The sequence below is a fragment of the Sphingopyxis terrae subsp. terrae NBRC 15098 genome, from assembly GCF_001598815.1.
Taxonomy (GTDB): Bacteria; Pseudomonadota; Alphaproteobacteria; order Sphingomonadales; family Sphingomonadaceae; genus Sphingopyxis; species Sphingopyxis terrae.
Map to the genome: position 1 here is coordinate 1 of NZ_BCZQ01000042.1, position 26112 is coordinate 26112.

The following is a 26112-nucleotide window of genomic DNA, read 5'->3' on the forward strand; positions in this document are numbered from 1 at the left end:
GCATTCCGGGGTGGGGCATGCCCCACCCCGGAATACACCATCGCCTACACCGGAAATTACACCACGAGCGCGGACGCTAACGAAATTCGGCATGGGCGACCCAATAAGCTTCTGCCGCCTGTCACCCACGTCAGGCGGTTATTGTGGTCCCATCTCCGCGCATAACGAAAGAAGGTAAATTTTCGTATAGCGCGCATGTAGATTTTGCGGCTTTTGCGACGGACCGAGTGCAGGCTCCATCGATATGCTTCGGATACGAAGCATCTGAATTGACGCGGGAATATTCGGGCAACCTGCCGGGCGACGGCCGGACCGCTCGCCTCCGGCCCACCGCGGCGTTAACCGCGCCCGGCAACGCTCTTGTGCAAGGCGGCCCGCCGCATGCCGAAGCGCGGGCGGGCCGGGAGAAGGGGCTCCGCGTTACCGCAGACCCGAATAGTCGACATCGACGACGCGGCCATACCGCACGTCGCAGCTGAACTTGCCGCGATCATAGGAACCGCCGCGGCCCCAGCGTCCGCGCCAGCCGTCGTTGACGACGACGCGGCCCTTGACGCGATAGCCGTCGCGCTTGCGGTCGATGCTCGTGACCTGCGTCACGTCGGTACGGCCATAGCGGCTGGTACCGCGCTCGACGGCGTTGACGCACTGGCTGACCGCTGCGCGGCTGTTGCCATAGCGGCCATAATCATAGCCATAGCCGTAGCGCGGATCGTCATACCGGTCGCGATAGCGACGATCATTGCGGTCGTAGCGATCATAGCGATCGTAACGATCGTTGTCGGCCGACAGGATCGCGGCGAGGCCGCCGAGGACGACGGCGCCGGCGATGATTTCGCCCGCACCGATCCCGTCGCGGTCGCGGTGATCGTACCGGTCACGCGCAAGCGCAGGGGTGGCGCTCAACATCGCGCCCGCGGTGGCCGCACCGATTGCGGCCTTGGTCCAGTTCATGGGCTTCTTCGCCATGGTTCGGTCTCCTATGCAGCAGGCGGCACCCGTGCGGCCTGCGATGCCCCTTGCTAGCGAAGGCGCCGTGACGCGGTGCTGAACCCGGCGCTTATCTGCGGTTCAGCCTTGGTTCGGCGTGGGTTCAGCTTGGCGGAGGCGGGCAGAGAAAAGCCCTCCGCCATCGCTGGCGAAGGGGCGATAATCCAATGGCAATGGGGTCAGTTGATGCTGACGTCGACCACGCGCCCGCCGCGATAGCTGCACCCGAAACTGTGCAGCTCGCCGCCCGGGCGCGATATGTTCCCGGTGACGTACCAGCCGTCGCCGCCGTTCGCGGGCCGCGTGTCGGTGATGCTTTCGACGCGGGCGTTGTCGCCCATTTCACCCTCGGCCGCCCAACCGCAGGCATCGGCCGCGCGCTGCTCGATCTCGCCGCCGCGATAGGCGTCGCCGGTGCCATATCCGTCCGGACCGCGATCGTCGCGGCGCTGATAATCGGGGGCGTCCTGCGCGCGATCGTCGCGATAGGGCGGGTCGTACCGATAGTCGCGGTTGCGCGCTTCGCGGTTTTGCTTGCTCGCCGCACTGGCAACCGCCGCGATCGTGCCCAGGATCAGGATGCCGCCGATGATCTCGCCCGCGCCGATCCCGTCGTCATGGCGATTGTGCCAGCCGCCGTGGCGTCCGCGTGCCTCGGCCGGGGTCGCGCTGAGCCCGACCGTGGTAACCAGAACCGCCGCCGCTGCGGTGAAGCCGGTCATCTTGCGCATTTCAGTCACTCCAGAGCGCGGACAAGGGCGTCCGCCGTCGCCCGATTACCTAGGCGCGCCATGCTTTCGCGCCGCTGAACCGTGGCGAAAGGGCGGCGAAAGGAAAGGCCCGCCGCTCCTCGGATCGGCGGGCCTCACTAAGCCAAGTCTGGCGACCAGACCAGTTCAGGGCACGTCAGCAGACGCAGCGCGGCTTGGCTTTGGGTTTCGGTTTCCGCTTGGCCACATAGCGTTTCCGCACCGGCACATTTTCATAATAGGTCTTGGTCGTGGTCACGACGCGTTCGGTGACGACCGGCGGGCCGTTGATGATCGTCGTGACGACGACGCCCGGCGTGTAATAGCCATAACCATAGCCGTAGCTATAGGCATAACCACCCGGATAGCCGGGATGGCCGGGGTAATAGCCGCCATGGGCACCGCCACGGCGCGCCCACCATTCGTCGCACTTCTGCTTGTCGGCCTCGCTGCCGACCGCTGCGCCGGCGAGCGCCCCGACGCCGCCGCCGATCAGCGTGCCGGCGGTACGGTCGCCATGACCGGCGACGCGGTTGCCGACGACACCGCCGACGATCCCGCCCACGACCGCACCGGTCGTCGCGCCGCCATGGCCGCAGCGACGGCCCATTTCCATGTCCTCGCGCGGATCGAAACCACCTTGATAATAGGGCGGCGGCGGATAGTCGGCGCCGGTGCGCCCTTCGACGCTGCCTTCATAGCTACCCTCGTACCGGCGGCCGTCGCGATCTTCGTAGGTGCCGTTCCACGTACCCGTCCAGCGGCCTTCGGACTGATAGCCGTCGATGTGGCGATATTCGACTTCGCTCGGCATCCGGTCGGGATAGCCGGTGTAGACGCGCACGTCGGGCGCGGAGGGCGCCTCATAGTCGAGCTGCGGGGCCGCTTCGTCGGTGGTCGTGACGACGGTGGTCTGGGTCTTGGTGACCTCGGCGCTGGTCGCATGGCCGGCCAGCAGCAACGATGCGGCGGCAGCCCCCAACAACAAAACGGTGCGCATGCTAAACTCCCTGTTCCAGCGGAATCGCCCGTGGGGGCAATGGCTTGGTTAACAGTCTGTTAGCAAAATCGGCGCTTTTCCGCGAATCCGTTAACCGTGCGAATCGCGTCCCATTTTGACGCAGCTTTATCCCGCGAGCGCGGCGGCGATGCGGACGATCAGCGCTTCGGCGCCCGCCTGATCGTCGGCGGTGAAGCGCGCGGGCGAGGGGCTGTCGAGGTCGAGCACGCCGATCAGGCGGCCTTCGGCGACGATCGGCACCACCAGTTCGCTGCGGCTGGCCGCATCGCAGGCGATATGGCCGGGAAAGGCGTGAACATCCTCGACCCGCTGCGTCGCGCGCAGCCGCGCCGCGGCGCCGCACACCCCCTTGTCGAGCGGGATGCGGATGCACGCCGCCTTGCCCTGAAACGGGCCGAGCACCAGTTCGGTGCCGTCGAAGCGGTAGAAGCCCGCCCAGTTGAGATCGGGAACAGCCTGCCAGATCAGCGCCGCGACATTGGCCATATTGGCGATCGCATCGGGCTCACCTGCGACGAGAGCGGCGGCGGCGTCGGCCGCCTCCGCCCACAGCGCGGCAGGATCGGTGGCGGTGAAGGATAGGGCGTAGGACAAGGCGATGGCTTTCGGCTGGTGGGCGGCGGCGAACGCTATCGTCCGCCGCCGCGCGATCATTTGACGTCGAGGCCGGTCCATTTGGCAGCGAAGGCATATTTGTCCGCCGCCTCGGCGATGATCTTGTCGGTCGGCTTGCCCGACCCATGGCCGGCGCGCGTCTCGATGCGGATCAGGTGCGGCCTGGAGCCGATATCCTCGTGCTGCAGCTCGGCGGTATATTTGAAGCTGTGACCCGGGACGACGCGATCGTCGGTGTCCGCGGTGGTCACCAGGATCGCCGGATAGGCCTGGCCGCCCTTGATATTATGATAGGGCGAATAGCGCAGCAGATTGCGGAAATCGGCCTCTTTCGACGGATAGCCATAATCGTCGGTCCAGTAGCGGCCCGCGGTGAAGCGATCGAAGCGCAGCATGTCCATCACGCCCACAGCGGGCAGTGCCGCCGCGAACAGGTCGGGGCGCTGGTTGGTGACGGCGCCGACCAGCAGGCCGCCGTTCGACCCGCCCTCGATCGCCAGTTCGCCCTTGCCGGTGATCCCCTCGGCGATCAGATATTCGCCCGCAGCGATGAAATCGTCGAAGACATTCTGCTTGTTGGCAAGCCGGCCGGCGTCGTGCCACGCCTTGCCATATTCGCCGCCGCCGCGCAGGTTCGCGATCGCGACGACCCCGCCCTTGTCGGCCCAGGCGAGCCGCGTCGGCGAAAAGCCGGGCGTCAGCGACACGTTGAAACCGCCATAGCCATAGAGCAAAGTCGGCGATCCCTTCGACCGGTCGAGCCCCTTTTTCATCACCAGGAACATCGGCACCTCGGTACCGTCCTTCGACGTGTAGAAACGCTGTTCGACTCTGAAATCCTTGGGGTCGAAGGTCAGTTTCGGCGCCTCGAAAACCTCACTCTTCCCGCTTACCGTATCAGGGCGATAGATGGTCGTGGGCTGCGCAAAGCTGGAGAAGGCGTAAAAGGTTTCAGGATCACCGGGCTTGCCGCCGAAACCGCTCGCGGTGCCGATCTCGCCGAGATTGATGTTCGCCACCGGCTTGCCGTCGAGCGCGACCATCCGGGCCTCCGACTTGGCATCGCCGAGGTAGGACAGGATGATGCGGTCGCCGACGCGCGACGCGCCGACCAGCGTCCCCTCCTGTTCGCCGACGATCTGGGTGAGCGCCGCGGGCTTGCGGATGTCGAGCGAAACAAGGCGCTGACGCGGCGCATCCTTGTTGGTGAGGAAGGTGAAGCGCGTGCCCTGGTTGGTCACATATTCCCAATTGTTCGCATAATCGTCGACCAGCGTGATCGCCTTGCCGCCCTTCACCGGATGCAGTGTCAGGCCGAAGCGTTCGTCGGTGCCTTTGGACGAAACGACGAGGACATATTGGCCATCATCGGTGACGAGCGCGCCGTGATTGAGTTCGGGCTGGTCGGGCGTCGCATGGATCAGCACGTCGGTGCTCTGCGGCGTACCGAGTTTGTGGAAATAGACCGCGTGATTTTCGTTGAGCGACTGAAAGGCCTCGCCTTCCTTGGGTTCGGGGAAGCGCGAATAATAAAAGCCGCTGCCGTCCTTCGCCCAATCGAGCGACGAGAATTTGACCCAGCGGATCTCGTCGGCGGTATCCTTGCCCGTCGCGACGTCCATCACGCGCACGATACGCCAGTCAGTGCCGCCATCCTGCACGGAATAGAGCAGATATTTGCCGTCTTCCGACGGCGTCCATTCGGCGAGCGCGGTCGCGCCGTCCTTGGCCCATGTGTTGGGATCGATCAGCACGCGGCCTTCGCCGGTCAGCCCCTCGCGCACCGTCAGCACCGATTGCGGCTGCAACCCGTCGTTGCGCGTGTAGAAATAGCGCGACCCCGCCTTGCGCGGCAGGCCGAAGCGTTCGTAATTGTAAAGCTCGGTCATCCGCGCCTTGAACGCATCGCGGCCGGGCAGCGTCGCCAGATAGGCGTCGGTCACCTTATTCTGCTCGGCGACCCAGGCTGCGACCTTCGGATTGACGCGAACATCGTCTTCCAGCCAGCGATAGGGGTCGGCGACATCGACGCCGAATTGCGGATCGACGGTGTCGCCGCGCTCGGTCGCCGGATAGGCCAGCGCGGGCGCAGACGCCGCCGCCGCGGCATCTTCCGCCGCCTGTGCCGCCGCGGGCGTCATGAACAGGGCGACCAGCGCGAGCGGCGCGCGAAATTTGCTACGGGGCATGGCAAGGCGATCCTCATCGTTCGGGTAATAATCGTGCGCGCCACTGTAAGCATCGCTTGTGGGCGGGCAAGGGGATTTGCGCGGGCGTGCGCCGACCAGCCAGCTCGGCACGCGGCCGGTCGCGCCGCAGGCCAGCGTCGGGGGTTACCCCTTTGCGACATTATCCCTTTGCGACAAAGAATATGCGTTCCCCCGCGAAGGCGGGGGCCCAGTTCCAACGAAGAGACGCGCGGCAGCGCGACCTCCGACGCTGCGTGTCGAAACTGGACCCCCGCCTTCGCGGGGGAACACTTATGCTACCCGTGTCTGGGGCGTCGAAGCGCTCGCGCGCCCGTTTCTGATGTTTGTTCCGACCCTAGGCCGGGCGGCCGAGCCACCGCTCGAGAACGTCGGCGCTGTCCTGACCGACGGTGAGCGGGGCGGGGCGCCGCACGCTGCCCGGCGTGTCCGACAATTTGGGGAAAACGCCCTGCATCGTCACCTCGCCCAATTCGGCGTCGGGAACGGTGACGAGCGCCTCGCGCGCCGCGAAATGGGGGTCGGCGAGCATATCCTCGGCATCATAGACGCGGCCGGCGGGGACGCTCGCCTCGATCATCTTCGCCTCCAGTTCGGCGATCGTCATCGTGCGGGTCCATTCGCCGATCAGCGCGTCGAGTTCCTCCTGCCGCGCACCGCGCGCGCGGTGGGTCGCATAGCGCTCATCGCTCGCAAGTTCGGGGCGGCCCATCGCCGCGGCAAGCCGCGCGAAGACCGCATCCTGATTGGCGCCGATCAGATATTCGCCGTCCTTGCAGGGATAGACGTTCGACGGCGCGATGCCCGGCAGGGTCGATCCGGTGCGCCGCCGCTTGGTGCCGCTCGCCGAATAATCGGCGACGGTCGATTCCATCACCTGCAACACCGCCTCGTAAAGTGCCGAATCGACGATCTGGCCCTCGCCGGTCTTGCTGCGGTGATGGAGCGCCGCGAGCGCGCCGAGGCAGCCATAGGTCGCGGCCAGCGTGTCGCCGATCGACACGCCCATGCGTGCCGGCGGCAGGTCGGGATAGCCGACGATCCCGCGCCAGCCGCCCATCGCTTCGCCGATGCCGCCGAATCCGGCGCGCGCCGAATAGGGGCCGGTCTGGCCATAGCCCGATACGCGCACGACGATCAGGCCCGGATTGGTCTTGCGCAGCTCTGCGGGGTCGAGGTTCCATTTTTCGAGCGTGCCGGGGCGAAAATTCTCGATCAATATGTCGGCTTTGGCAATGAGGTCGCGGGCGAGCTGTTGCCCTTCCGCACTGCGCAGGTCGACGGCGACCGAATATTTGTTGCGCGCGATGACGCGCCACCAGCTCGGGCGGTCGCCCTGGCCCCAATGGCGCATCTGGTCGCCGGTTTCGGGCGGCTCCAGCTTGACGATTTCGGCGCCCATGTCGCCGAGAAGCTGGCCGCAGAACGGGCCCGCGATCAATTGGCCCATTTCGACCACCCGAAGGCCGTCCAGCGCTCCCCCGCCGCTGTTGCTGTCTGTCATGTCGTTCCTTTCGCGGCCCCGATCCTCTATGTCGCCCTTGCTGGCGACCCATCGAACGCAGCCCATGGACTCTTTATACTTAGAATACTATGTAATTTTCAACCCCGCTTGAACAGCATTTGAACCGAGGCGCGAAAATGGCCAGCAAAACCCGCATCGAAATGGTCGAAGTCGGACCGCGCGACGGGCTGCAGAATGAAAAGGCGGTCGTTTCGACGGCTGACAAGGCCGAGCTTGTCCGCCGCGCCATCGCCTTTGGCGCGCGGCGGATCGAGGTGACGAGCTTCGTCAATCCCAGCCGCGTTCCGCAGCTTGCCGATGCCGAGCAGCTGGTCGCGATGCTGCCCGATCGCGATGATGTGACCTATATCGGGCTGGTGTTGAACCGGCGCGGCGCCGAGCGCGCGCTGGCGACGGGGCGGATCGACGAGCTGGGCGCGGTCTGCGTCACCAGCGACGCTTTCGGCATCCGCAATCAGGCGCAAAGCTCCGACGAATCGCTCGCGGCGGCGATCGAGATCGTCGAGCTTGCCCATGCCGCCGGACGCAGCGCACAGATCACCATCGCGACCGCCTTTGGTTGCCCCTTCGCGGGCGAGGTGCCTATGGCGCGCGTTATCGACATGGTGAAGCGCGCCACCGATGCGCAGCCGCGCGAGGTCGCGCTCGCCGACACTATCGGCGTCGCGGTGCCGGCGCAGGTCGCCGAAACGGTCGCGCGCGTGCGCGAAGCGGTCGGGCCGCTGCCGGTGCGCGTGCATTTTCACAACACACGCGGGGCGGGGCTTGCCAATGTCTGGGCGGCGGTCGCCGCGGGGGCGACGATCGTCGATGCGTCGCTCGGCGGGCTCGGCGGCTGTCCCTTCGCGCCGGGTGCGGCGGGCAATGTGGCGACCGAGGATGTCGTTTATATGCTCGAACGCAGCGGCATTGCGACCGGCCTCGCGCTCGCCGACGTCGTTGATGCGGCGGCATGGTTTACCGAAGTGATGGGGCGTCCGCTGCCCGCGATGGTCAGCAAGGCGCCCGCCTTTCCGGCGTCCTGAGCGTTCAGCGGGGATGGTCGGCGTCGAAATGGCGTTCGAGCAATTTCATGCGATCGACGATCGAGAAGAAGAAGGCGGTCGACCAGCCGATCAGGATGATGCCGCTCGCCCCCTCGATCGCGCCCAGGATGCGTAGACCGGGCGGCAGGACGATGTCGCCATATCCGATCGTCACATAGGTCGAGGTTGAGAAATAGAGTGCGTGTTCAAAGTCTGCGAAGGCGCCGAGCCACTGGAACACCCCCGCCCATATCCATATCTCGACCGAGTGCAGTGCGAACAGACCGAAAGCGGCGACCAGGATCGCGGCACCGTTCAGCAGAACGATCAAGACGCGGCGCTCGGCACGGCGATAGCGACGCAGGACCGCGAGCAGGATCGCCAACCCGACAAGGTGCACGATGACCGTCGTCCCGACGACTAGCGTGGCGAGCATGAGCTGATGGACAAGCGTCATGCGCCTATTCACCCAGATTGCCGTCGGCACGCAAGCGGCTTTGATCCTAGCGCACGGCCTGCGCGAGCAAGCCCGTAATCGAGCGGGTGATTGAGACGCGCGCGATCGTGATGCGATCCTGAGCAAAGCCCGCGCGCGTGAAGATGCGCTCCAGCGCTGCCTCGTCATAAAGCTGGTGCAAGCCGACGCGCGTAAACGACCAGTCGCGCATCGTGTCGCGGTGGGTGACATAGGCGACCGCGCGGCCGCCGGGGCGCAATATCCGGTGGAGAGGCGCAAGGTCGCGGCCGTCGGGATCGCAGAAATAAAGCATGTTAAGCAGTAGCGCGGCGTCGAACGAGGCCGGCGGAAAGGGCATCGCGGCAAGCTCGGCGCAGCGTATATCGGCGCCCACCCCTAGCCGGCTCGCGGCCATGGCGGCCATGACGGGCGACGGGTCGATCCCCGCAGCGTCCACGTCGGCGCGGCGCCGCATCGCCGCAAGCGCGGCGCCGGTCCCGCACCCGATGTCGATGACGCATTCGCCCGCACGCGGCGCCAGCAGGTCGATCGCGAGCCGCGTCGGCCGGCGGTTCGCCAGATCCATTGCCCGGCCGAGCAGCCGCCCTGCGATGCCGCGCGGGCGCGCGAGCTGTCCCGCGAAGGCGGCGGCCATGCTGGCCGCCAAGTCAGCGCGCCTTGGCGAGCAGCGCCTGCACCTCGCGGCGGCGACCGGCATCCCACACGGGCCGCGTGCCGTCGTGCGGCGCGCGCAAAGCCTTTTGCAGAAAGGCGCGGGCGCCAGCCTTGTCGCCCTGATCGAGCAGGAAGTCGCCGTAGAAATAATTGGCGTCGAGCCCGCCCGGATCCTGCGCGAGCGCTTCCTTCAGCAGCTTGCGCGCCTTGTCGGTGTCGCCGAAGCCGATCGGCGATCCCGGCACCTTGTAATAGAGGACGCCCAGGCTCATTGCCGCGCCGCCCTTGGCGGCATGCGGATCGAGCGCATAGGCGCGGGCGATGATGTCGCGCGCGCGCGTCGCAAGGCCCAGCTTGTGAAAGATGTTGGCGCGGTTCGCCTGCTCGCTGGTGACGATGCCCTGCCACAGTAAAGGTTCGGCGCGGCCGGGATAGCGGGCGACCAGCACGGCGGCCTGCTTGGCAAGCGCGTCGAGTGCCTTGGTCTGGGTGCTCGATCCGTGCACCTCGTATACGATGTGCGCCCAGCCGTCGTTGATCGACTTCACATCTTCGGCGGCACCGGCCATCACCACGGCCGGCACGGCCGCGAGCACCATCGCCGCGACCGCCGCGGCGCGCGTCATCTGCAATTTCATCGGGCTACTCCTTTGTCGTGCTTCACGAAAATTCTGCGCGGGCGCGCCGGATCTGCGGCGCGAGGCCGGTGTCGATCAGGCGCGGCGAAATGGCATTGAGCGCGGCATAGACCCGCTCCATCGCGCCGATGCTGAGCGTCGGGCGCCGGGCAAGGATCGCGGCGACGATCCGCTGCGCGACCCATTCGGGGGCATCGGCCTTCATTCCGGTAATTTCGAGGAAGCGGTTGACCTCGGCATTGTTGAAGGCGGTGCGCGCGGCGCGCGGATTGGCGTGCGTCACGCTGACTCCGCTGCCGCCCAGTTCGCGCCGCAATCCTTGGCTGAACGCGGCGAGTCCCGCCTTGCTGCTCGAATAGGCGGCGAACCAGGGGTAGGGGATGGCTCCCAGCACCGATCCGATATTGACAATCTGCCCGCTCCCGCGCCGCCGCATGGGCGCCGCGACTGCCCGGGCGAGCACCGCGGGAACGAGCAGATTGATCCGGTAACACAGCGCCAGCGCCTCGACGGGCTGGCTTTCGTGCAGGCCGAATCGCATGACCCCGGCGATGTTGACCAATATGTCGGGGGTGTCGCCCGTCAGCCGTTCGGCGAGCTCTGCGAGCGCATCGTCGTCGGAAAGGTCGGTGACGATGCTGTCGTGGCATGCCGCGCTTTCGCTGCGGTCGATACCGATCGTATGGGCGCCCGCCTGCGCAAGCAGAATGGCGACGGGGGCGCCGAGGCCGCCCGCGGCGCCGGTGATGGCGACACGCTGTCCGTCAAGCCGCCGCACGCGCCGGTTCCATTTCGATGCCCGCGAAAACCCCGCCGAACAGCGCGAACATCTCGCGCGCCATGCCCAGGATCGCCGCGCGGTCGGCGGGGTCGTCGAGTCCGTTCACCAGCTCCGCGAAAAAGGCCATATGATCTTGATCGAGCGCCCCGTGCGAGGTCAGATAGGTGAAGGCCTGCGGCGGCAGTCCCAGATTCTTCGCGACCGCCGAAGCGCCGCGCGTCGCCAGCGCGACACTGACGCTTTCAAGGACATAGACCATGCCGAAAAAGGCCATGGCATTGCCCGTCGCGATCCGGCGATAGGCGTGATCGACCATCGCCGCTGTCGCGGGCGCGGGCGCGCTGGCGCGCACCGCCGCGGCGTCGCCGCCCGCTACCGCGATGTCGGACAATATCCATTCCTCGTGGCCGGTTTCCTCGGCGATATAATCGTCGAGCGCGGCCACGATCGCGGGGCGCCCACCGAGCCGCGCGCGCGCCGCCTGCATCAGCGGGACGGTGTGGCTGACATGGTGATAGGCCTGCGCCAGATAAGCGAGGTACACGTCGCGCGTGATCGTGCCGGTCAGTCCCGCCTGCAATTGCGGAATGGTCAGGAAGCGCAGGCGCTCGCGCACCGTTTGTGCCTCGAGTTCGGTGAAGAAGTCGGGCGTGCCGTCCAGATAGGCCGCGGCAATCGCAGCGCGGCGCAGGCGGCCGTTGCCGGTGAGCTGTCCGTTCATCGGTGTGAAGTGCGCGGCTTCGCGCCAGCCACCGACTCGGGCATAGGCCGGCAGCAGGGCATTGGCAGCTGCGACCGCGGCATCCAGATCGGCGTCGGCATGGGCCGGCACGATCAGCGCTTCGGGCGCCGGTCGGCCGTCGCCCCACACCATTGCCTGCGCGATCGCCGGTTGCTGGGTGAGGGCAGCCTCGACCCATTCGGGCGAGATATTGCGGCCGAAACTGGTGATGATCAGGTTCGATTTCCGCCCGTCGATGTGCAGCCGTCCCGCGGCATCGATCGTGCCGATGTCGCCGGTGTGGAGCGGCGCGTGCGGCGCAGCGCCGCCGACCGCGCCGAGGCAGATCGGACCCTCGAGCACGATCTCGCCATCGTCGGCGACACGCGCCTGCATATGGGAAAGCGGTCGGCCGACCGACGTCGGATCGTCATCGCCCGCGTCCTGCAGAGACACGACCGATGCGCATTCGGTCAGGCCATAGCCTTGCCGGACGGGCAGGCCGAGCCGGCGGGCGCGCTCCACCAAGGGGACAGGGGTGCGCGCACCGCCGACCGCGACCAGCGTCAGCAGCGGCAGGCGGATATCCGCCGCCTCCATGACGCGAACGATGCCGTCGAGATATTCGGGAACCAGGATCAGCGAGGTGATGCGCTGTTCGGCGATCAAGCGGACCGCCGTGGCGAAATCGGGGCGAAAGGGGTCGGCCATCCCGACCTCTGCCTGCGGCGGACAGACATAGGTGCCGCCCGCGATCAGCGTCGGGAAAAAGCCCGCTACGGTTTCCAGCAGGATGCCCGGCGGCAACAGCGCGAGATGCCGTCCGGCGTGCTCTGCCCCGACCGCGGTGACGATCGCGTGGGCGACGGTGAGCATATGGTCGGCCGAAAGGCAGATGCCCTTGGGCGTGCCAGTCGACCCCGAGGTGAAGCTGATCCGCGCCGTCCCACCGGGGAGGGGGACGGGCGCGGACTGGCGGGGCTTGCCCGACCCGACGGAACGGATCGTCGGATCGGGTGCGGCCCCGCACAAGCCGGTGGCGTGGCGCGACTGGTCGGCGGTGAAGAAGCCGGGAAGCGACAGCACCGGAATGGCGGCCGCGAGCAGCGCGAGTTCCAGTTCGGCGCTTTCGCGGCCATGGTCCCGCTGCAACGCGACCGGGACGCCCGGTTGCAGTCGCGGCGCGAGGTCGGCGATACGCGCCGTGACGCGATCGCGCAGCGCGGCATAGGACAGCGGCTGGCCGTCAAGCGCGTCGATGGCAACGGCGTCGGGGCGCGTGGCGGCCTGGGCGGTCAGAATGTCGAATATGGTCATGTCAGGCCGCCTGCCGCGCGGCGCGGCGTTCGAGGAAGCAGTTGATGGCGGCTTGCCCGTCGGCGATGATGCCGGCGCAGACCCGCGGATCCTGATCGTAATAGCGTCCCCACGCCGATGCCGCCGATCCGAGCCGCTCGCCGCGGGCAGGGGCGATGGCGGCGATCGGGATGCCGATGCGGCGAAACATGGCGCGCAGGGGGGCGGTCAGCGTCGCGACCGCGACATCGCCCAGCGCGGCAAGATCGTTTGCCGCGGCGCCCCAAAGCGCGATCATCGCCAGCGGATTGACGGCTGCCAGATTGCCGATCTCGACGATCTGGCGGCGCGCAACGGGTCTGCCCAGTGCGATTGCGGCCAGGTCTTCGACGGGCGCATCGAGATAGGCTTCCAGAAATAGCGGCGCATCGGCGGCGCGCGCATAGCCGAGCGCGGCGGTCGATCCGTCGCTACCAGGACGATGAATATAGTCGGAAAAGCCGGGGGACAGTTCGGCAGCGAAGCAGTCGCGATACCGTTGGCGGATCATTCCGAATTCGTCGCCTGGCGTCATGCCAATCTCCCTATGTTACAGGGATGAGACGCCGCGATGACACGCACCCCGCAAAGGGATGCGAAAATTTTCCGGTGAGGCGCCCCGAAACGGCGGCGAACCGGCGGGCGCTAAATTCAGCGAACCTGCCGCTTTTCCAGCTTTCGCGCCAGCGTGCGGCGGTGCATGCCGAGGCGGCGGGCGGCTTCGGAAATATTGAACCCGGTTTCGACCAGCGTCTGATGGATATGCTCCCATTCGACGGTCTTGATCGACGATTGCCGTCCGTCGAGCGGCGCCTCGACATTGCCCTCGGCGCGGCCGAAGGCGGCTTCGATATCGTCGGTGTTCGACGGCTTGGCGAGATAATAGGAGGCGCCGAGCTTGATCGCCTCTACCGCGGTGGCGATGCTGGCAAAGCCTGTCAGCACGACGATGCGCATCGCCGGGTCAAAGGCGCTCAGCGTCTGGACGCAGCCTAAACCCGATGCGGCGCCGAGCTTCAGGTCGACCACCGCAAAATCGGGATGGAATTCGGCCAGCAGTTCATCCAGCCCCTCGGGCCCATGCGCCACCCGCACATCATAGCCGCGCCGTTCGAACGATCGCTTCAACGTCCGCGCAAAGGCTTCGTCGTCTTCGACGATCAGCAGGCGCCGTTCGGTCATCCCCGTCTCCCTTCGCCCCGCGCGATCGCCGCGATCGGCAGCGTGATCCGCACCACCGCACCCCCCGCATCGCGGTTGTCCGCGCTCACCAGCCCGCCCAGCTTGCGCACGACATTGACCAGCAGGAACAGGCCGAGCCCGCCGCCGGGGCGGCCCTTGGTCGACCGATAGGGTTGGCCGATCGTCTCCAGCATTTCCGGATCGAATCCGGGGCCGCGGTCGGCAATCTCGATCACCAGCATCTCGCCGTCGCGCAGCGCGGTGAGGCCGATCCAGTCGGGCGAGACTTCGGCTGCGTTGTCGATGACATTGTCGATCACCTGACGCAGCGCGGTATCCGACACGATCTCGACATCGGGACCGATCCGGTCGCTGAAATCGAGCGTTCCCGGCAGGCGCCCGGCCCGCCAGTCGTCGACGATGTCGGTGACGAAGCGGCGCGCGGTCGTCACTTGCGGTGCGATGCCGCGCGCTTCGCCCGCCGACATCAGGATGCCGCTGACGATCGATTTGCAGCGACCGACCGCCGCGTCCATATCGGCCAGATCCTCCTGCAATTCGGTGTCGTCCGCCAGCCGCGGTGCCGCGCGCCAGTCGCCGATCAGCACCGAAAGCGTCGACAGCGGCGTCCCGAGTTCGTGCGCGGCGCCCGAGGCGAGCAGGCCCATGCGGACGATATGATCCTCCTCCGCCGCGCGCTGGCTGGCGGTGGCCAGCGCCGCATCGCGCTCGCGCAGGTTACGGCTCATCCGCGTGACGAAGGCGACGAGCAGCACCGCGATCAACAGGAAGCAGACGAGGCTGCCCTTGAGATAGAGCGCCAGCGGATCGGCGGCATAGGGTTGCGGCAGGACGAGCGGCGTCGGATCGATGCGCAGCGCGACCATCGCAACGATCGCGCCCGCCACCACGGCCCAAGACGAACGCGGCGTGAGCAGGATCGCGCCCATCACCACCTGAAGCAGAAACAGCGAGGCGAAGGGGTTGGTGAGGCCGCCGCTATGGTGGAGTTGCCACCCCAGCGCCGCGACATCGAACAGCAGCACCGCCGTCAGCTCGCGGTTGGCGACCGAATGGCCGCCGCGTAGCCGCGCAAGACTGGCGAGATTGATCGCGATGAGGACGATGATCGCGCCGAGCAGCGGCGCAAGCGGCAGCTTGATGCCCATCAGCCCGTTGACGACCTCGATCGTCGCGAGCTGGCCGCCGACCGCGATCCAGCGTAGCTGGATCAGCAGCGACATGTTCCGCTGGCCGGCGTCGGCCGCCGGAAGCGCGATCGGTGGGGCCGTGGCTTCGCTCATTCGTCCGGCATATTGGACGCATCGGCGCTCGGACGCCACAGCCGCCAGGCAAAAAACAGTGCGAGCAGCATCAGCGCGAACCAGGTCAGCGCATAGACCAGGTGATTGTCGGGGAATTTGACGACGGTCAGCCCGCCGACGGGCAGGCCGCCGGGGTTCGGCGCCGCGTCGGCATCGACGAAATAGGGCGCGGTGCGGCCGAGACCGCGCGCCGCCGCGATCGCGGCGACGTCGCGCGAATACCAGCGGTTCGCGGCGGGATCATTCGCGCGCAGGAAGCCGCCGCCGGGCTCGGTCACGCGCAGCAGCCCGGTCACCGTCGTCGGTCCGGCGGTATTGCCCGCGGCGCGCGTTGCCGGATCGCGGCGCTCGCGCGGCACGAAGCCGCGATTGACGAGCAGCGTGAAGCCGGGCGTTTCGAGCGGCGTCATCACCCAATAGCCGGCGCCGCGATCGGTGACCGCCTGAACCAGCGTTTCGCGGTCGTGACGGAAGCGGCCGGTCGCGGTGACGCGGCGATAGGCGTCGTGCGCCGCGTCGATGCCGCGCCATGCGGCCGGCGGCGGCGCGGCAACCGGGGCGGCGTGGATACGCGCATCGACCGCCGCGACCAGCGCATGCTTCCATTCGCGCCGTTCGAGCTGCCAGACGCCGAGCGCCGCGAGCAGCGCCGCCACGACCAGCGCCGCCGCGGCAAAGGCCGCGCGGCGCGGCCGGGTCACGGCAATTGGCTCATGTCGTGCGGCATCGGCATCATATTGGTGTTGAGGTGGTGCATCACCCATAGCGACCCCGCCAGCATGATCACGACGACGATGATCGTGAACAGCAGCGAGGTCATCGACCAGCCGCCCTCCGCCTTCGGCGTCATGTGCAGGAAATACACCATGTGGACGACGATCTGAACCACCGCGAAGCCCATGATGATCGCCGCGGTCACACCGGCCGACAGCGGCATCGTCATCACCATCCAGAAGGGGATGGCGGTCAGGATCACCGACAGGACGAAGCCGATCGCATAATCGCGCATCGACGCGTGCGGCATCTCGATCTCGTGATGCGCGTGGTCGGCGGCGTGGTTGTCGTGGTTCGCGCTCATCGCAGCATTCCCATCAGATAGACGATCGTGAAGACGCCGATCCACACAACGTCGAGGAAGTGCCAGAACATCGACAGGCACATCACGCGGCGCTTGTTCGCGGCGATCAGCCCATGCTTGCCGAGCTGGATCATCAGGGTCACCAGCCAGATGATGCCGAAGGTCACGTGCAGGCCGTGGGTGCCGACCAGCGTGAAGAAGGCCGACAGAAAGGCGCTGCGCTGCGGCGTCGCGCCAAGTTCGATCAGATGGTGGAACTCGTAAAGCTCGATGCTCAGGAAGGCGAGGCCGAACAGGCCGGTGATCGCCAGCCAGAGCTGGGTTCCCTTCACCTTGCCCTGCTGCATCTGGAGCACGGCGAAGCCATAGGTGATCGACGAAAAGAGCAGCATCGCGGTGTTGAGCGCGATCAGTTTCAGGTCGAACAGATCCTTGGGCGCCGGTCCCGCGGCATAATTGCCGCCGAGCACCGCATAGCAGGCGAACAGGATCGCGAAGATGAGGCAGTCGCTCATCAGATAGATCCAGAAGCCCAGCATCGTGCTGTGCCCTTCGGGATGGGGATGCTCGTCGAGTTCGTAGAAGGCGGGCGCTTCGCCCGCGGCGGGGAGGGTGGTGCTGCTCATCGATCAGGCTCCGGCCGCCGCAAGCTGGCGGGTGCGCGCATCCTCGACCTCGGCCACTGTCGCGGCGGGGATATGGAAGTCGCGCTTATAGTTGAAGGTGTGGGCGATCGCACCGCCGACCAGGCCGACGAAGCCCAGGGCGGCGAGCCACCAGATATGCCAGACGAGCGCGAAACCCATCACCAGGCTGATCCCCGCAAGGATGATCCCGGCGCCGGTGTTGCTCGGCATATGGATGTCGCGGAAGCCGCCGACCGGGCGCTCGGCGCCGCGCGTCTTCATGTCGTGCCATGCGTCGAGCGAGTGGATCACCGGCGTGAAAGCGAAATTATAGTCGGGCGGCGGCGAACTGGTGGCCCATTCGAGCGTGCGGCCGCCCCACGGATCGCCGCTTTCGTCGCGCAGCTCGTCGCGCTTCCAGATGCTGACCGCAAACTGGACGAGCATGGCGGCGATCCCCACTGCGATGACGGCGGCGCCGATGGCGGCGATCACGAACCAGATTTGCAGGCTGGGATCGTCGAACACGCGCATCCGGCGGGTCACGCCCATCAGGCCGAGGATATAGAGCGGCATGAAGGCAAGCCAGAAGCCGACGACCCAGCACCAGAAGCTGATCTTGCCCCAGAAGACGTTAAGCTTGAAGCCGAAGGCCTTGGGCCACCAATAGTTGATCGCCGCGAACAGGCCGAACAGCACGCCGCCGATGATGACATTGTGGAAATGCGCGATCAGGAACAGCGAGTTGTGCAACACGAAGTCGGCGGGCGGCACCGCGAGCAGCACGCCGGTCATCCCACCGACCACGAAGGTCAGCATGAAGGCCACCGTCCACATCATCGGCAGGTCGAAGCGGATGCGGCCGCGGTACATGGTGAACAGCCAGTTGAAGAGCTTGGCGCCCGTCGGGATGGAGATCACCATCGTCGTGATCCCGAAGAAGCTGTTGACGCTCGCGCCCGATCCCATGGTGAAGAAATGGTGCAGCCAGACGAGGTAGCTCAGGATCGTGATGACGATCGTTGCATAGACCATCGAGGTATAGCCGAAGAGCTTCTTGCCCGAAAAGGTCGAGGTCACTTCGCTGAATACGCCGAACAGCGGCAGGATCAGGATATAGACTTCGGGATGCCCCCAGATCCAGATCAGGTTCACATACATCATCGGCGATCCGCCGAAGTCGTTGGTGAAAAAATTGGTGCCGAGATAGCGGTCGAGCGTCAGCAGCGCGAGCACCGCGGTCAACACGGGGAAGGACGCGACGATCAGGATGTTCGCGCACAGGCTGGTCCAGGTGAAGACGGGCATCTTCATCAGGCCCATACCGGGCGCGCGCAGCTTCAGGATGGTGACGATCAGGTTGATCCCCGACAGCGTCGTGCCGACCCCCGCGATCTGCAGCGCCCAGATATAATAATCGACGCCGACATTGGGGCTGTAGGCGATGCCGGACAGCGGCGGATAGGCCAGCCAGCCCGTCTGCGCGAATTCGCCGACGAACAGCGAGATCATGACGAGCACGGCGCCCGCGGTCGTCATCCAGAAGCTGAAATTGTTGAGGAAAGGAAAGCTGACGTCGCGCGCGCCGATCTGCAGCGGGACGATATAGTTCATCAGGCCGGTGATGAAGGGCATCGCCACGAAGAAGATCATGATCACCCCGTGCGCGGTGAAGATCTGGTCATAATGGTGCGCGTTCAGATAGCCTTCGGACCCGCCGAACGCCATCGCCTGCTGCAGCCGCATCATGATCGCGTCGGCAAAGCCGCGCAGGAACATGATCAGCCCCAGGATCATGTACATGATCCCGATGCGCTTATGATCGACCGTGGTGAACCACTCCTTCCACAAATAGCCCCAGAGGCGATATTTGGTGATCAGGCCGAGCACTGCGATCCCGCCGATCACCACCGCGGCGAAAGTGAAGATCAGGATCGGTTCGTGGATCGGAATCGCGTCGAGCGACAGGCGGCCGAGGAAGGGGCCGGTTTCGGGGGCGGGGTGCGGGGTCATGGCGATCTCGGCGACAAAAATCAGGAAAGCGGGCGGGGCGAGGCGGCGTTGAGCGCGGTCTGCGCGGGCGCGGCGCGCTTGCCGGGGCTGGGCAGGCCGGCACCGGTCAGCGGCGCCTGGCTCGCCGGCGCGGCGTCGGGGGTTTCGGCCTTCGCCATCAGCGGCGAACTGCACAGCGCGGCGACATAGCGCTTGCCCCAATATCCGGGCTCGGAGCCGCGCGCGGCGAACTTGTCATAGGCAAGGCTGCGGACATTGTGGATGCCCGCAATGCCGGCACCGCCCGCGGCGTCGATCGACATCATGTCGTGCATGCACATCTTGCCGGGTTCGACGCACATGTTGACCACGGCGTCGAAAAGCTGCGGTTCGACCGCCGCAAAGCGCTGAACCGGCGCCCTTTCGCTGGGCTTTTCGAGCGCCAGATAGGCGTTGCGGTCGAGCGTCTTGCCCTCGGCCTTTGTGGCGGCGACCCAGGCGGCGAAACCAGCCTCGTCGAGGCTCTTTACCGCGAAGCGCATGTTCGAAAAGCCGGCGCCCGAATAATTGGCCGAAAAGCCCGTGAAATCGCCGGTCTGGTTGAAGACGCCGTGCAGCTTCGTCTCCATGCCCGGCATCGCATAGATCTGGCCGGCGAGCGCGGGGATGTAAAAGCTGTTCATCACCGACGATGCCGAAATGCGGAACCGCACCGGATGATGCGCGGGCAGCGCCAGCTCGTTTACCGTAGCAATGCCCTGTTCGGGGTAAATGAACAGCCATTTCCAGTCGAGCGCGACGACCTGCACGTCGATCGGCTGCGTCGCCGCCGCGACCGGCTGGCCCGGCGCGGTGCGCGCCAGCGGGCGATAGGGGTCGAGCAAATGGGTCGCGACCCAGGTCACCGCGCCCAGGCAGATGATGATGAGCAGCGGCGCGGCCCAGATCACCAGCTCAAGCTGAGTCGAATGGTCCCAGTCGGGCTTGTAGGTCGCGTCCTTGTTCGCGGCGCGATAGCGCCAGGCGAAAAAGATCGTCAGCGCCATCACCGGCACGATAATGAGCAGCATCAGCACGGTCGAAACCAGGATCAGATTGCCCTGCTGCTGCGCGACGTCGCCTGCAGGATCGAGCACGACCATGTTGCAACCGGCGAGCAGCGGAAACGCCGCGAGCAGCGGCAACAACCGGAATCGGGTGGACGGACGGGAGAGCTTTTCTGGCATGGCGGCGCGCCTAGGCCCGCTTTGCTGCACCGCACATAGGACATTTTGTCCAATCCCTTGATCGCGATCAATGACGCAGGGGCATTTTCATGAAGGGGCGCCGCGCCCTATAACCCGAATCGCGCCATCCCTCCGTGCATGCCCGCCGCGCATGCCGGCGGCGGCGCCCGATGCAGGACCGCCTACCCATGTCTGCCGATACCGCGCCCACCACCACCCAGGCCGAACGGGACGCCCGCGCGCTTCACGACGACGGCCATCCGATCGCGCCGGGAGAGATCGCCATCGGCGTGGTCATCGGGCGCACGTCGGAATTTTTCGACTTCTTCGTCTATGCGATCGCATCGGTGCTCGTGTTCCCGAAGCTGATTTTTCCGCAGCTCGATCCGCTGCAGGGGACGCTCTGGTCCTTCGCGATCTTCGCGCTCGCCTTCGTCGCGCGTCCCGTCGGCACGGTGATCTTCACCGCGATCGACCGCGCCTATGGCCGCGGCGCAAAGCTGACGACCGCGCTGTTCCTGCTCGGCGGATCGACCGCGGCGATCGCCTTCCTGCCCGGCTATGAATCGATCGGTATAGGCGCCGCGCTGCTCCTCGCGCTGTTCCGCATGGGCCAGGGCGTGGCGCTCGGCGGGTCGTGGGATGGGCTTGCCTCGCTGCTCGCGATCAATGCGCCCGCGGGCAAGCGGGGCTGGTATGCGATGATCCCGCAGCTCGGCGCGCCGCTCGGCCTGATCGTCGCCAGCCTGCTCTTCATGTTCCTCATCTCGGCGCTGCCCGCGCAGGATTTCCTCGACTGGGGCTGGCGCTATCCCTTCTTCGTCGCCTTCGCGATCAATGTCGTCGCGCTCTTCGCCCGGCTGCGCATCGTCGTCACGCCCGAATATGCCGCGTTGTTCGAGGACAAGTCGCTCGAACCCGCGCCGCTCACCGAAACGGTGCGGTCGGAATGGAAAGTCATCCTGACCGGCGCCTTCGCGCCGCTCGCCAGCTTTGCGCTCTTCCACATGGTCACGGTTTTCCCGCTGTCGTGGGTGTTCCTGTTTACCGAGGAAACACCGGCGCGCTTCCTGATGATTGAAGCGGTGGCGGCGTTCGTCGGCGTGCTCGCGATCATCGCGTCGGGCCGGCTCGCCGACAGCTTCGGCCGCCGCACCGTGCTTGGCGCGACCGCCGCCGCCATCGCCGCGTTCAGCGGCTTCGCGCCGCAACTCCTCGGCGCGGGCGAAGCGGGCGAGGCGGTGTTCATGATTCTGGGCTTCGCGCTGCTCGGCCTGTCGTTCGGCCAGTCGTCGGGCGCGCTCTCGTCCGAATTCCTTCCGCGGCACCGCTACACCGGATCGGCCTTCACCTCCGACCTTGCCTGGCTGTTCGGCGCGGGCTTCGCGCCGATGGTCGCGCTCTGGCTGTCGAGCAGCTTCGGCCTGATCGCCGCGGGCGGCTATCTGTTGTCGGGCGCGGTCGGCACGCTTGTCGCCCTGTGGCTGAACCGCGAACTGGCGCGCACCATCGGCTGATCGGCCTGAGACAATTTGTCCGGCCGCCGCGGCGCGCGCGGCCGGTGACAGGGACCGCGCGCCGGCGTAAAGGGGACCAATGACGGGGGTACGCGCCTGGATTGCACGCCATCGGGGGCTGGCCATGTGGCTGGTCGCGCTGGCGTTGCTGTCGAAGGCGCTGGTTCCCGCGGGCTATATGCCCGGCCATGACGCATCGCGGACGATAGACGTCGTCCTGTGTTCCGACCCCGGCGGTCAGCCGCTCGCGCAGCAGATCGTGATTCCCTTCGAAAAGGGCGGGGAAGATGTGCCCGCCAAGCATGGCGGCAAGGGCGAATGCGCCTTTACCGTGCTCGCGCATGGCGCCGTCGTCGCCGCCGATCCGGCGCTTTTGCTTGCGGCGATCGCGTTTCTATTCGCGCTCGGTTTCGCGCCGCTTCCGGTGCCGCCGCTGCGCCGTCTTTCCCGTCTCCGCCCGCCGCTGCGCGGCCCTCCGGCGCACGCCTGACACGCTGAACCCGCTGTGTCGGACAGCCGCGCGCCTTGATCGCGCGGTCCTGCCGGAGATTGTCCATGTACGAAATTATGCGCCGCCCCGACGGGCGGCATGCGGACGATGAAGCGTCCGCGTTCGATGCGCCCGATGGCATCCGCCTGCGCATGCGCGAGAACCGGTCGCGCCTGACGCAGCACGGGCGCGAGACCTTTACCGTTCTGATCCTGCTGTTCATGGCGATGGCGATCCTGCCCGCGCTGCAGGGGCGCTGGCTCGTGCCGCTGTTTGCGCTATCGACCATGGCGGCGCTGGTGCTGGCGCTCGAATGGCACCAGCGCAATCCGCCGCCCGAGGAATGGCTCGAACTGTCGGATGGCCGGTTCCTCTGGCGCGGGCGCAGCAGGGCGGCCATCGACCTGCCGTCCTATTGGCTTCGCTTCGAGCTGGAGCGGCGCGGACCGACCGACTGCCGGCTCGTCTTCCACCACCGAATGCAGCGCTTCGAGGTCGGGCATTGCCTGAACCTCGACGAGCGGCGCGAGATCGCCCCGATCCTCGCCCGTGCGCTCGCGGCAAGCAACCACATGAGGTAGGACATGGCCCCATCTCCGCCTCGCCGCATTGCCGTATTGCGCCGGTTTCGCCGCCGCTGCTGGGCGGCTGTCGGTCTGTGCCTGCTGATGCAGGTCGGATCGGCAGCCGCTCAAAACTGGGCCGCCGCGCATCCCGCGCAGACAATAGTTTTTCAACAGGAGATCGTTCGATGAAATCTTCAATCCGCATCATGTTGGCGGCAACGGCGCTGGTCGCCGCGCCGCCGCTGCTCGCGCACGGCGTCGCCGCCGGCGCGCTCGCCATCGGCCACCCATGGTCGCGCGAAACCGCGCCGGGGCAAAAGGCCGGCGGGGGCTTTCTGACCATAACGAACAAGGGCAAGACCGAAGACCGGCTCCTCTCGGCGACTTCGCCCGCCGCCGCCGACGTCCAGATCCACATGATGAAGGTCGAGGACGGGGTGATGCGGATGCGCCAGGTCACCGGCGGCCTCGCCATCCCGGCGGGTGGCACGCTCGAACTCAAGCCCGGCGGCTATCACATCATGTTCATGGGCCTCAAAAAGCCATTCAAGCAGGGCGACATGATCCCCGCGACGCTGGCCTTCGCGCGGCAGGGGAAGGTCGCCGTGCGCTTCAAGGTGCAACCGATCGCATCGACCGCACCGATGGAGGGCGGTCATGGCGGACATTGAGGGCGGCACCCCGCCGATGGTCGTCGTTCGTCGCATCCTGTGGGTGCTCGTCGCCGTCGCCGCGGTCTTCGGCGTCATATTGGCGGTTGGTGGCGGAGACGGCAGCAAGAGCGCGCCGGCCGCCTCCGCCGGCGCCGCGATCGGCGGCCCCTTCACGCTCACCGCGGCCGATGGCTCGACGCTCACCGACCGGACGCTGAAGGGCCGGCCCTTCGCGATCTTCTTCGGTTTCACCCGCTGCCCCGACGTCTGCCCGACCAGCCTCGCGCGCATGGCGCAGCTCCGCGAGCAGCTCGGTCCCGACGGGATGAAGTTCGACATCGTCTTCGTCTCGGTCGATCCGCAGCACGATCGGCCCGCCGACATCGGCAGCTATGTCGCGCTGTTCAAGACGCCGATCATCGGGGCGACCGGAACCGATGCCCAGCTTGCCCAAATCCAGAAGGAATATGGCGTCTATGTCCGCAAGGTGCCGATCGAGGGCGGCGACTATACGGTCGATCACACCGCCGCCATCTATCTGATGGACAAGGACGGCCACTTCGTCACCACCATCGACTATCACGAGAATGACAAGACGGCGCTCGAAAAGCTGAAGCGCATCATTGCCTGATCTTGGGTTCGGCGGGCCGCGTCCTCGCGGCGCGGCCCGTCAGACCGCGGCGAAGGAATCGCGCTGCTGCGCCACCTCGACCCGGTCGCGGCCCATCGCCTTGGCACGCAGCAAGGCGGCGTCGGCGGTGCGGACCAGCCGGTCGGGCGGGCAGTGCAGCGGGGTGATCGCAAGGCCGATCGACACCGTTACCGGCCCCATGTTCCCGGCCTCCGATCCCAGCGCCAGTGCGGCGACGCGGGTACGGATTTCCTCGGCGCGCTCGGTCGCGCCCTCGACCGACAGGCCGGGGAGCAGCAGCATGAACTCCTCGCCGCCATAGCGAAAGGCGAGGCCCGCATCGCGCGTCACGCCCGCCAGAACCTTGCCGACTTCGCGCAGAACCATGTCGCCCGCGTCGTGGCCGTGGACGTCGTTGAAACGCTTGAAATGATCGACGTCGATCATCAGGCAGCCCAGATCCTGCCCCAGCCGTTCGGCTTGCGCGATCTGGATACCGAGCAGCTGGTCGAGCTGGCGACGGTTCGACAGACCGGTCAGCGGGTCGGCGAGCGCCATTTCGCGCAGCGTTTCGCGCAATTGCAGATTGGCGATCGCCAGCCCGATATTCTCCGCCAGCATGTCGAGATAGATTTCGGGACCGGACAGCGCGCCGGGGTTACCCGCCGGCGCTTCGAAATAAAGGAGGCCCAGCGTCTCGCGCTGCGCGGTGAGCGGCAGGCACAGCGTGTCGACGGGCGCCGCGGCATCGCTGCGGTCGACATGGTCGCACGGCACATCGACATTGTCGCCCGCGGGACGGTGCGGCAGTCCGCGGCGCAGCGCCCAGCAGGCGAGCGCCGAAAATTCGGCGCGCGAATGGCCGGGGTTCTGCCACCCGCACGCCTCGACCACCATGTTGCGCTGGCGGTCGAGCAGATAAAGGCGCCCGGCAAGCCCCGGCGTTATTTCGGGGACAAAGCGTCGCACGACGTCTTTCAGGTCGTCCATCGTGTCACAACCCTGCAGCCGCTGTGTCATCCGTGACAACAGGTCTCGCATCGCGCGATCGGCGTCGCGTTCGCTTTCCAGCCTTTGCCGTTCCAGCCCGTTTTCGCGGAAGATGCGGATCGCCTGCGCCATGTCACCGATCTCGTCGACCTGGTCGAAGGCGGGCGGCTCGGCGGCGAAGTCCTGCGCCGCCAACCGGTTGACGACGTCGCTCAGCTTGACGACCGGGTGCAGCACGCGCTGCTTGAAGACGAAATACAGCACGCACAGCACCAGCAACGCGGTCAGCGCCAGCGTGATCTCCGAAATGCCCTTCCACAGCCGCGCCACTTCGGTCGCGGAATTGACCTGCGACTGGACCCGCGCATCGAGCCGGTCGCGGAAGCGTTTGAGTTCGAGTTCGGCGCGGTCGAGCTGGCGTTCATATTCGGCACCGAACAGCAATTGCCGCGCTTTCGCTTCGTCGCCGCCTTCGTGCGCGGCGACCGCCGCACGCTGTTCGTCATGGAGCAGATCGGCCAGCCGCACCGCATCGGCCAGCGCTTCGATCTCGCCGGTCGATGCGCCGGCGTCGCCGACATGCGAAATGCGCTCCTCGACCGATTTGAGCGCCGCCTCTTCGGAACGATAGCCGACAAGATAGGTCGGATCGCCGGTGTTCACATATTGTCGCGCCCGGTCGCTGAGCAGGAAAACATCCTCCTCCAGCGTCGCGGTCGCCTGATCGAGCCGGTATCGCTGCTCGACCGCCGCCCGTTCGCGGTCGGTCGCGTTCGAGGCCAGCAGCATCGTCGTGCTCGACGCGATCGTCAGCACGACCGTCGCGGCATAGGCCCAGTTGGTGATTGTCGCCAAACGCATGCTGCCCCCCTAATAGGATCGCTTCCATTGTGAAATGTTAATGCGATGATCGGGTGAGCCCGCGCTTGCACAGGCGCGCCGTGCGTGTCACGGGGCGCGCAGCGCGAGCGGCGATCCGGGAGATGGGCGGACCATGAACTTCGACGTGTTGATAGTTGGCGGTGGCCACGGTGGCGCGCAGGTTGCGGTGATGCTGCGGACGCAGAAGTTCAGCGGCAGCATTGCGATCGTGGGGG

Annotated in this window: 26 protein-coding genes; 6 read left to right on the forward strand and 20 right to left on the reverse strand. The window is 66.6% G+C overall.

The features are described from left to right. Positions 1 to 420 precede the first annotated feature (420 nt). The 6 genes from STE01S_RS18585 to STE01S_RS18610 all read right to left on the reverse strand — a co-directional run bounded on the left by STE01S_RS18585 (position 421) and on the right by STE01S_RS18610 (position 7086). Complete coding sequence (locus tag STE01S_RS18585; RefSeq protein ID WP_062770616.1) at positions 421 to 969, reverse strand: hypothetical protein; 549 nt, start codon at positions 967 to 969, stop codon at positions 421 to 423. 200 nt (positions 970 to 1169) lie between these two features. Then, positions 1170 to 1721 carry a hypothetical protein gene (locus STE01S_RS18590; protein WP_062770619.1) on the reverse strand — a complete coding sequence of 184 codons (552 nt, stop codon included), beginning with the start codon at positions 1719 to 1721 and terminating at the stop codon, positions 1170 to 1172. A gap of 175 nt (positions 1722 to 1896) precedes the next feature. Further along, on the reverse strand, positions 1897 to 2739 hold the full coding sequence (locus STE01S_RS18595) for a glycine zipper domain-containing protein (RefSeq protein WP_062770622.1): 843 nt from the start codon (positions 2737 to 2739) through the stop codon (positions 1897 to 1899). Between the two features lie 126 nt (positions 2740 to 2865). Beyond that, positions 2866 to 3414, reverse strand: a complete 549-nt coding sequence (locus STE01S_RS18600) for a GAF domain-containing protein (protein WP_255266022.1) — start codon at positions 3412 to 3414, stop codon at positions 2866 to 2868. Then, positions 3411 to 5564, reverse strand: a complete 2154-nt coding sequence (locus tag STE01S_RS18605; protein WP_255266023.1) for a prolyl oligopeptidase family serine peptidase — start codon at positions 5562 to 5564, stop codon at positions 3411 to 3413. Before STE01S_RS18605 ends, STE01S_RS18600 begins: the two co-directional genes overlap by 4 nt. Positions 5565 to 5919: 355 nt before the next feature. After that, positions 5920 to 7086, reverse strand: coding sequence for a CaiB/BaiF CoA transferase family protein (locus STE01S_RS18610; RefSeq protein WP_062770678.1), 1167 nt, complete (start codon positions 7084 to 7086; stop codon positions 5920 to 5922). Between the two features lie 137 nt (positions 7087 to 7223). Between STE01S_RS18610 and STE01S_RS18615 the strand changes: the two genes are divergently transcribed. Next, positions 7224 to 8132: a hydroxymethylglutaryl-CoA lyase gene (locus STE01S_RS18615; protein WP_062770625.1), complete on the forward strand. Its 909-nt coding sequence runs from the start codon at positions 7224 to 7226 to the stop codon at positions 8130 to 8132. 4 nt (positions 8133 to 8136) lie between these two features. Here STE01S_RS18615 and STE01S_RS18620 read toward each other — a convergent pair whose 3' ends face one another. The 13 genes from STE01S_RS18620 to cyoA form a co-directional block, all read right to left on the reverse strand. Beyond that, positions 8137 to 8589, reverse strand: a complete 453-nt coding sequence (locus STE01S_RS18620; RefSeq protein ID WP_062770628.1) for a potassium channel family protein — start codon at positions 8587 to 8589, stop codon at positions 8137 to 8139. Positions 8590 to 8635: 46 nt separating this feature from the next. Further along, positions 8636 to 9256, reverse strand: coding sequence for a class I SAM-dependent methyltransferase (locus tag STE01S_RS18625; protein ID WP_255266024.1), 621 nt, complete (start codon positions 9254 to 9256; stop codon positions 8636 to 8638). Position 9257: 1 nt separating this feature from the next. Beyond that, positions 9258 to 9902: a tetratricopeptide repeat protein gene (locus STE01S_RS18630; RefSeq protein ID WP_120694233.1), complete on the reverse strand. Its 645-nt coding sequence runs from the start codon at positions 9900 to 9902 to the stop codon at positions 9258 to 9260. A gap of 22 nt (positions 9903 to 9924) precedes the next feature. Further along, the gene (locus STE01S_RS18635; RefSeq protein WP_062770631.1) at positions 9925 to 10680 is read right to left on the reverse strand and encodes an SDR family NAD(P)-dependent oxidoreductase; all 756 of its coding nucleotides are present in this window, start codon (positions 10678 to 10680) and stop codon (positions 9925 to 9927) included. Next, the gene (locus STE01S_RS18640) at positions 10667 to 12721 is read right to left on the reverse strand and encodes an AMP-binding protein (protein WP_120694234.1); all 2055 of its coding nucleotides are present in this window, start codon (positions 12719 to 12721) and stop codon (positions 10667 to 10669) included. The genes STE01S_RS18635 and STE01S_RS18640 overlap by 14 nt, the downstream gene beginning before the upstream one ends. A 1-nt stretch (position 12722) precedes the next feature. Beyond that, complete coding sequence (locus STE01S_RS18645) at positions 12723 to 13274, reverse strand: thermostable hemolysin (protein WP_062770635.1); 552 nt, start codon at positions 13272 to 13274, stop codon at positions 12723 to 12725. Positions 13275 to 13390: 116 nt separating this feature from the next. Beyond that, positions 13391 to 13921 (reverse strand): response regulator transcription factor, encoded by a 531-nt coding sequence (locus STE01S_RS18650; RefSeq protein ID WP_062770638.1) that lies wholly within the window; start codon positions 13919 to 13921, stop codon positions 13391 to 13393. Next, the gene (locus tag STE01S_RS18655; protein WP_062770641.1) at positions 13918 to 15225 is read right to left on the reverse strand and encodes an ATP-binding protein; all 1308 of its coding nucleotides are present in this window, start codon (positions 15223 to 15225) and stop codon (positions 13918 to 13920) included. The genes STE01S_RS18650 and STE01S_RS18655 overlap by 4 nt, the downstream gene beginning before the upstream one ends. Beyond that, complete coding sequence (locus STE01S_RS18660) at positions 15222 to 15947, reverse strand: SURF1 family protein (protein WP_062770644.1); 726 nt, start codon at positions 15945 to 15947, stop codon at positions 15222 to 15224. The genes STE01S_RS18655 and STE01S_RS18660 overlap by 4 nt, the downstream gene beginning before the upstream one ends. After that, positions 15944 to 16324: a cytochrome o ubiquinol oxidase subunit IV gene (gene cyoD / locus STE01S_RS18665; protein WP_062770647.1), complete on the reverse strand. Its 381-nt coding sequence runs from the start codon at positions 16322 to 16324 to the stop codon at positions 15944 to 15946. The genes STE01S_RS18660 and cyoD overlap by 4 nt, the downstream gene beginning before the upstream one ends. Further along, a complete protein-coding gene (gene cyoC, locus STE01S_RS18670) occupies positions 16321 to 16950 on the reverse strand; it encodes a cytochrome o ubiquinol oxidase subunit III (RefSeq protein ID WP_058812603.1) in 630 nt (209 codons plus the stop codon). Before cyoC ends, cyoD begins: the two co-directional genes overlap by 4 nt. Before the next feature lie 3 nt (positions 16951 to 16953). Next, positions 16954 to 18963, reverse strand: a complete 2010-nt coding sequence (gene cyoB, locus STE01S_RS18675) for a cytochrome o ubiquinol oxidase subunit I (protein ID WP_062770650.1) — start codon at positions 18961 to 18963, stop codon at positions 16954 to 16956. A gap of 20 nt (positions 18964 to 18983) precedes the next feature. After that, entirely contained in the window at positions 18984 to 20168 is a 1185-nt protein-coding gene (gene cyoA / locus STE01S_RS18680) for a ubiquinol oxidase subunit II (protein WP_062770652.1), read from the reverse strand. Between the two features lie 188 nt (positions 20169 to 20356). On the opposite strand from cyoA, the gene STE01S_RS18685 reads away from it, so the two are divergent. The 5 genes from STE01S_RS18685 to STE01S_RS18705 all read left to right on the forward strand — a co-directional run bounded on the left by STE01S_RS18685 (position 20357) and on the right by STE01S_RS18705 (position 24025). Beyond that, positions 20357 to 21685, forward strand: coding sequence for an MFS transporter (locus STE01S_RS18685; RefSeq protein WP_062770655.1), 1329 nt, complete (start codon positions 20357 to 20359; stop codon positions 21683 to 21685). Between the two features lie 79 nt (positions 21686 to 21764). Further along, a complete protein-coding gene (locus tag STE01S_RS18690) occupies positions 21765 to 22175 on the forward strand; it encodes a DUF2946 family protein (RefSeq protein WP_062770658.1) in 411 nt (136 codons plus the stop codon). 77 nt (positions 22176 to 22252) lie between these two features. Next, positions 22253 to 22756, forward strand: coding sequence for a DUF2244 domain-containing protein (locus STE01S_RS18695; RefSeq protein ID WP_162928350.1), 504 nt, complete (start codon positions 22253 to 22255; stop codon positions 22754 to 22756). 170 nt (positions 22757 to 22926) lie between these two features. Continuing rightward, positions 22927 to 23412 carry a copper chaperone PCu(A)C gene (locus tag STE01S_RS18700; protein WP_062770664.1) on the forward strand — a complete coding sequence of 162 codons (486 nt, stop codon included), beginning with the start codon at positions 22927 to 22929 and terminating at the stop codon, positions 23410 to 23412. Continuing rightward, complete coding sequence (locus tag STE01S_RS18705; RefSeq protein WP_062770667.1) at positions 23399 to 24025, forward strand: SCO family protein; 627 nt, start codon at positions 23399 to 23401, stop codon at positions 24023 to 24025. Before STE01S_RS18700 ends, STE01S_RS18705 begins: the two co-directional genes overlap by 14 nt. Positions 24026 to 24064: 39 nt before the next feature. Here STE01S_RS18705 and STE01S_RS18710 read toward each other — a convergent pair whose 3' ends face one another. Next, entirely contained in the window at positions 24065 to 25876 is a 1812-nt protein-coding gene (locus tag STE01S_RS18710) for a diguanylate cyclase (protein WP_062770670.1), read from the reverse strand. Positions 25877 to 26112: the final 236 nt, after the last annotated feature.

Excerpts from the sequence above, each read along its gene's own strand:
- STE01S_RS18610 (WP_062770678.1), bottom strand. The coding sequence starts at position 7,086 with ATGACAGACAGCAACAGCGGCGGGGGAGCGCTGGACGGCCTTCGGGTG.
- STE01S_RS18705 (WP_062770667.1), top strand. The coding sequence starts at position 23,399 with ATGGCGGACATTGAGGGCGGCACCCCGCCGATGGTCGTCGTTCGTCGC.
- STE01S_RS18615 (WP_062770625.1), top strand. The coding sequence starts at position 7,224 with ATGGCCAGCAAAACCCGCATCGAAATGGTCGAAGTCGGACCGCGCGAC.
- STE01S_RS18710 (WP_062770670.1), bottom strand. The coding sequence starts at position 25,876 with ATGCGTTTGGCGACAATCACCAACTGGGCCTATGCCGCGACGGTCGTG.
- STE01S_RS18645 (WP_062770635.1), bottom strand. The coding sequence starts at position 13,274 with ATGACGCCAGGCGACGAATTCGGAATGATCCGCCAACGGTATCGCGAC.
- STE01S_RS18650 (WP_062770638.1), bottom strand. The coding sequence starts at position 13,921 with ATGACCGAACGGCGCCTGCTGATCGTCGAAGACGACGAAGCCTTTGCG.
- STE01S_RS18590 (WP_062770619.1), bottom strand. The coding sequence starts at position 1,721 with ATGCGCAAGATGACCGGCTTCACCGCAGCGGCGGCGGTTCTGGTTACC.
- STE01S_RS18595 (WP_062770622.1), bottom strand. The coding sequence starts at position 2,739 with ATGCGCACCGTTTTGTTGTTGGGGGCTGCCGCCGCATCGTTGCTGCTG.
- STE01S_RS18700 (WP_062770664.1), top strand. The coding sequence starts at position 22,927 with ATGAAATCTTCAATCCGCATCATGTTGGCGGCAACGGCGCTGGTCGCC.
- STE01S_RS18585 (WP_062770616.1), bottom strand. The coding sequence starts at position 969 with ATGGCGAAGAAGCCCATGAACTGGACCAAGGCCGCAATCGGTGCGGCC.
- STE01S_RS18640 (WP_120694234.1), bottom strand. The coding sequence starts at position 12,721 with ATGACCATATTCGACATTCTGACCGCCCAGGCCGCCACGCGCCCCGAC.
- STE01S_RS18630 (WP_120694233.1), bottom strand. The coding sequence starts at position 9,902 with ATGAAATTGCAGATGACGCGCGCCGCGGCGGTCGCGGCGATGGTGCTC.
- cyoD (WP_062770647.1), bottom strand. The coding sequence starts at position 16,324 with ATGAGCGCGAACCACGACAACCACGCCGCCGACCACGCGCATCACGAG.
- STE01S_RS18695 (WP_162928350.1), top strand. The coding sequence starts at position 22,253 with ATGCGCCGCCCCGACGGGCGGCATGCGGACGATGAAGCGTCCGCGTTC.
- STE01S_RS18605 (WP_255266023.1), bottom strand. The coding sequence starts at position 5,564 with ATGCCCCGTAGCAAATTTCGCGCGCCGCTCGCGCTGGTCGCCCTGTTC.
- cyoB (WP_062770650.1), bottom strand. The coding sequence starts at position 18,963 with ATGACCCCGCACCCCGCCCCCGAAACCGGCCCCTTCCTCGGCCGCCTG.
- STE01S_RS18620 (WP_062770628.1), bottom strand. The coding sequence starts at position 8,589 with ATGACGCTTGTCCATCAGCTCATGCTCGCCACGCTAGTCGTCGGGACG.
- cyoC (WP_058812603.1), bottom strand. The coding sequence starts at position 16,950 with ATGAGCAGCACCACCCTCCCCGCCGCGGGCGAAGCGCCCGCCTTCTAC.
- STE01S_RS18685 (WP_062770655.1), top strand. The coding sequence starts at position 20,357 with ATGTCTGCCGATACCGCGCCCACCACCACCCAGGCCGAACGGGACGCC.
- cyoA (WP_062770652.1), bottom strand. The coding sequence starts at position 20,168 with ATGCCAGAAAAGCTCTCCCGTCCGTCCACCCGATTCCGGTTGTTGCCG.
- STE01S_RS18600 (WP_255266022.1), bottom strand. The coding sequence starts at position 3,414 with ATGATCGCGCGGCGGCGGACGATAGCGTTCGCCGCCGCCCACCAGCCG.
- STE01S_RS18655 (WP_062770641.1), bottom strand. The coding sequence starts at position 15,225 with ATGAGCGAAGCCACGGCCCCACCGATCGCGCTTCCGGCGGCCGACGCC.
- STE01S_RS18690 (WP_062770658.1), top strand. The coding sequence starts at position 21,765 with ATGACGGGGGTACGCGCCTGGATTGCACGCCATCGGGGGCTGGCCATG.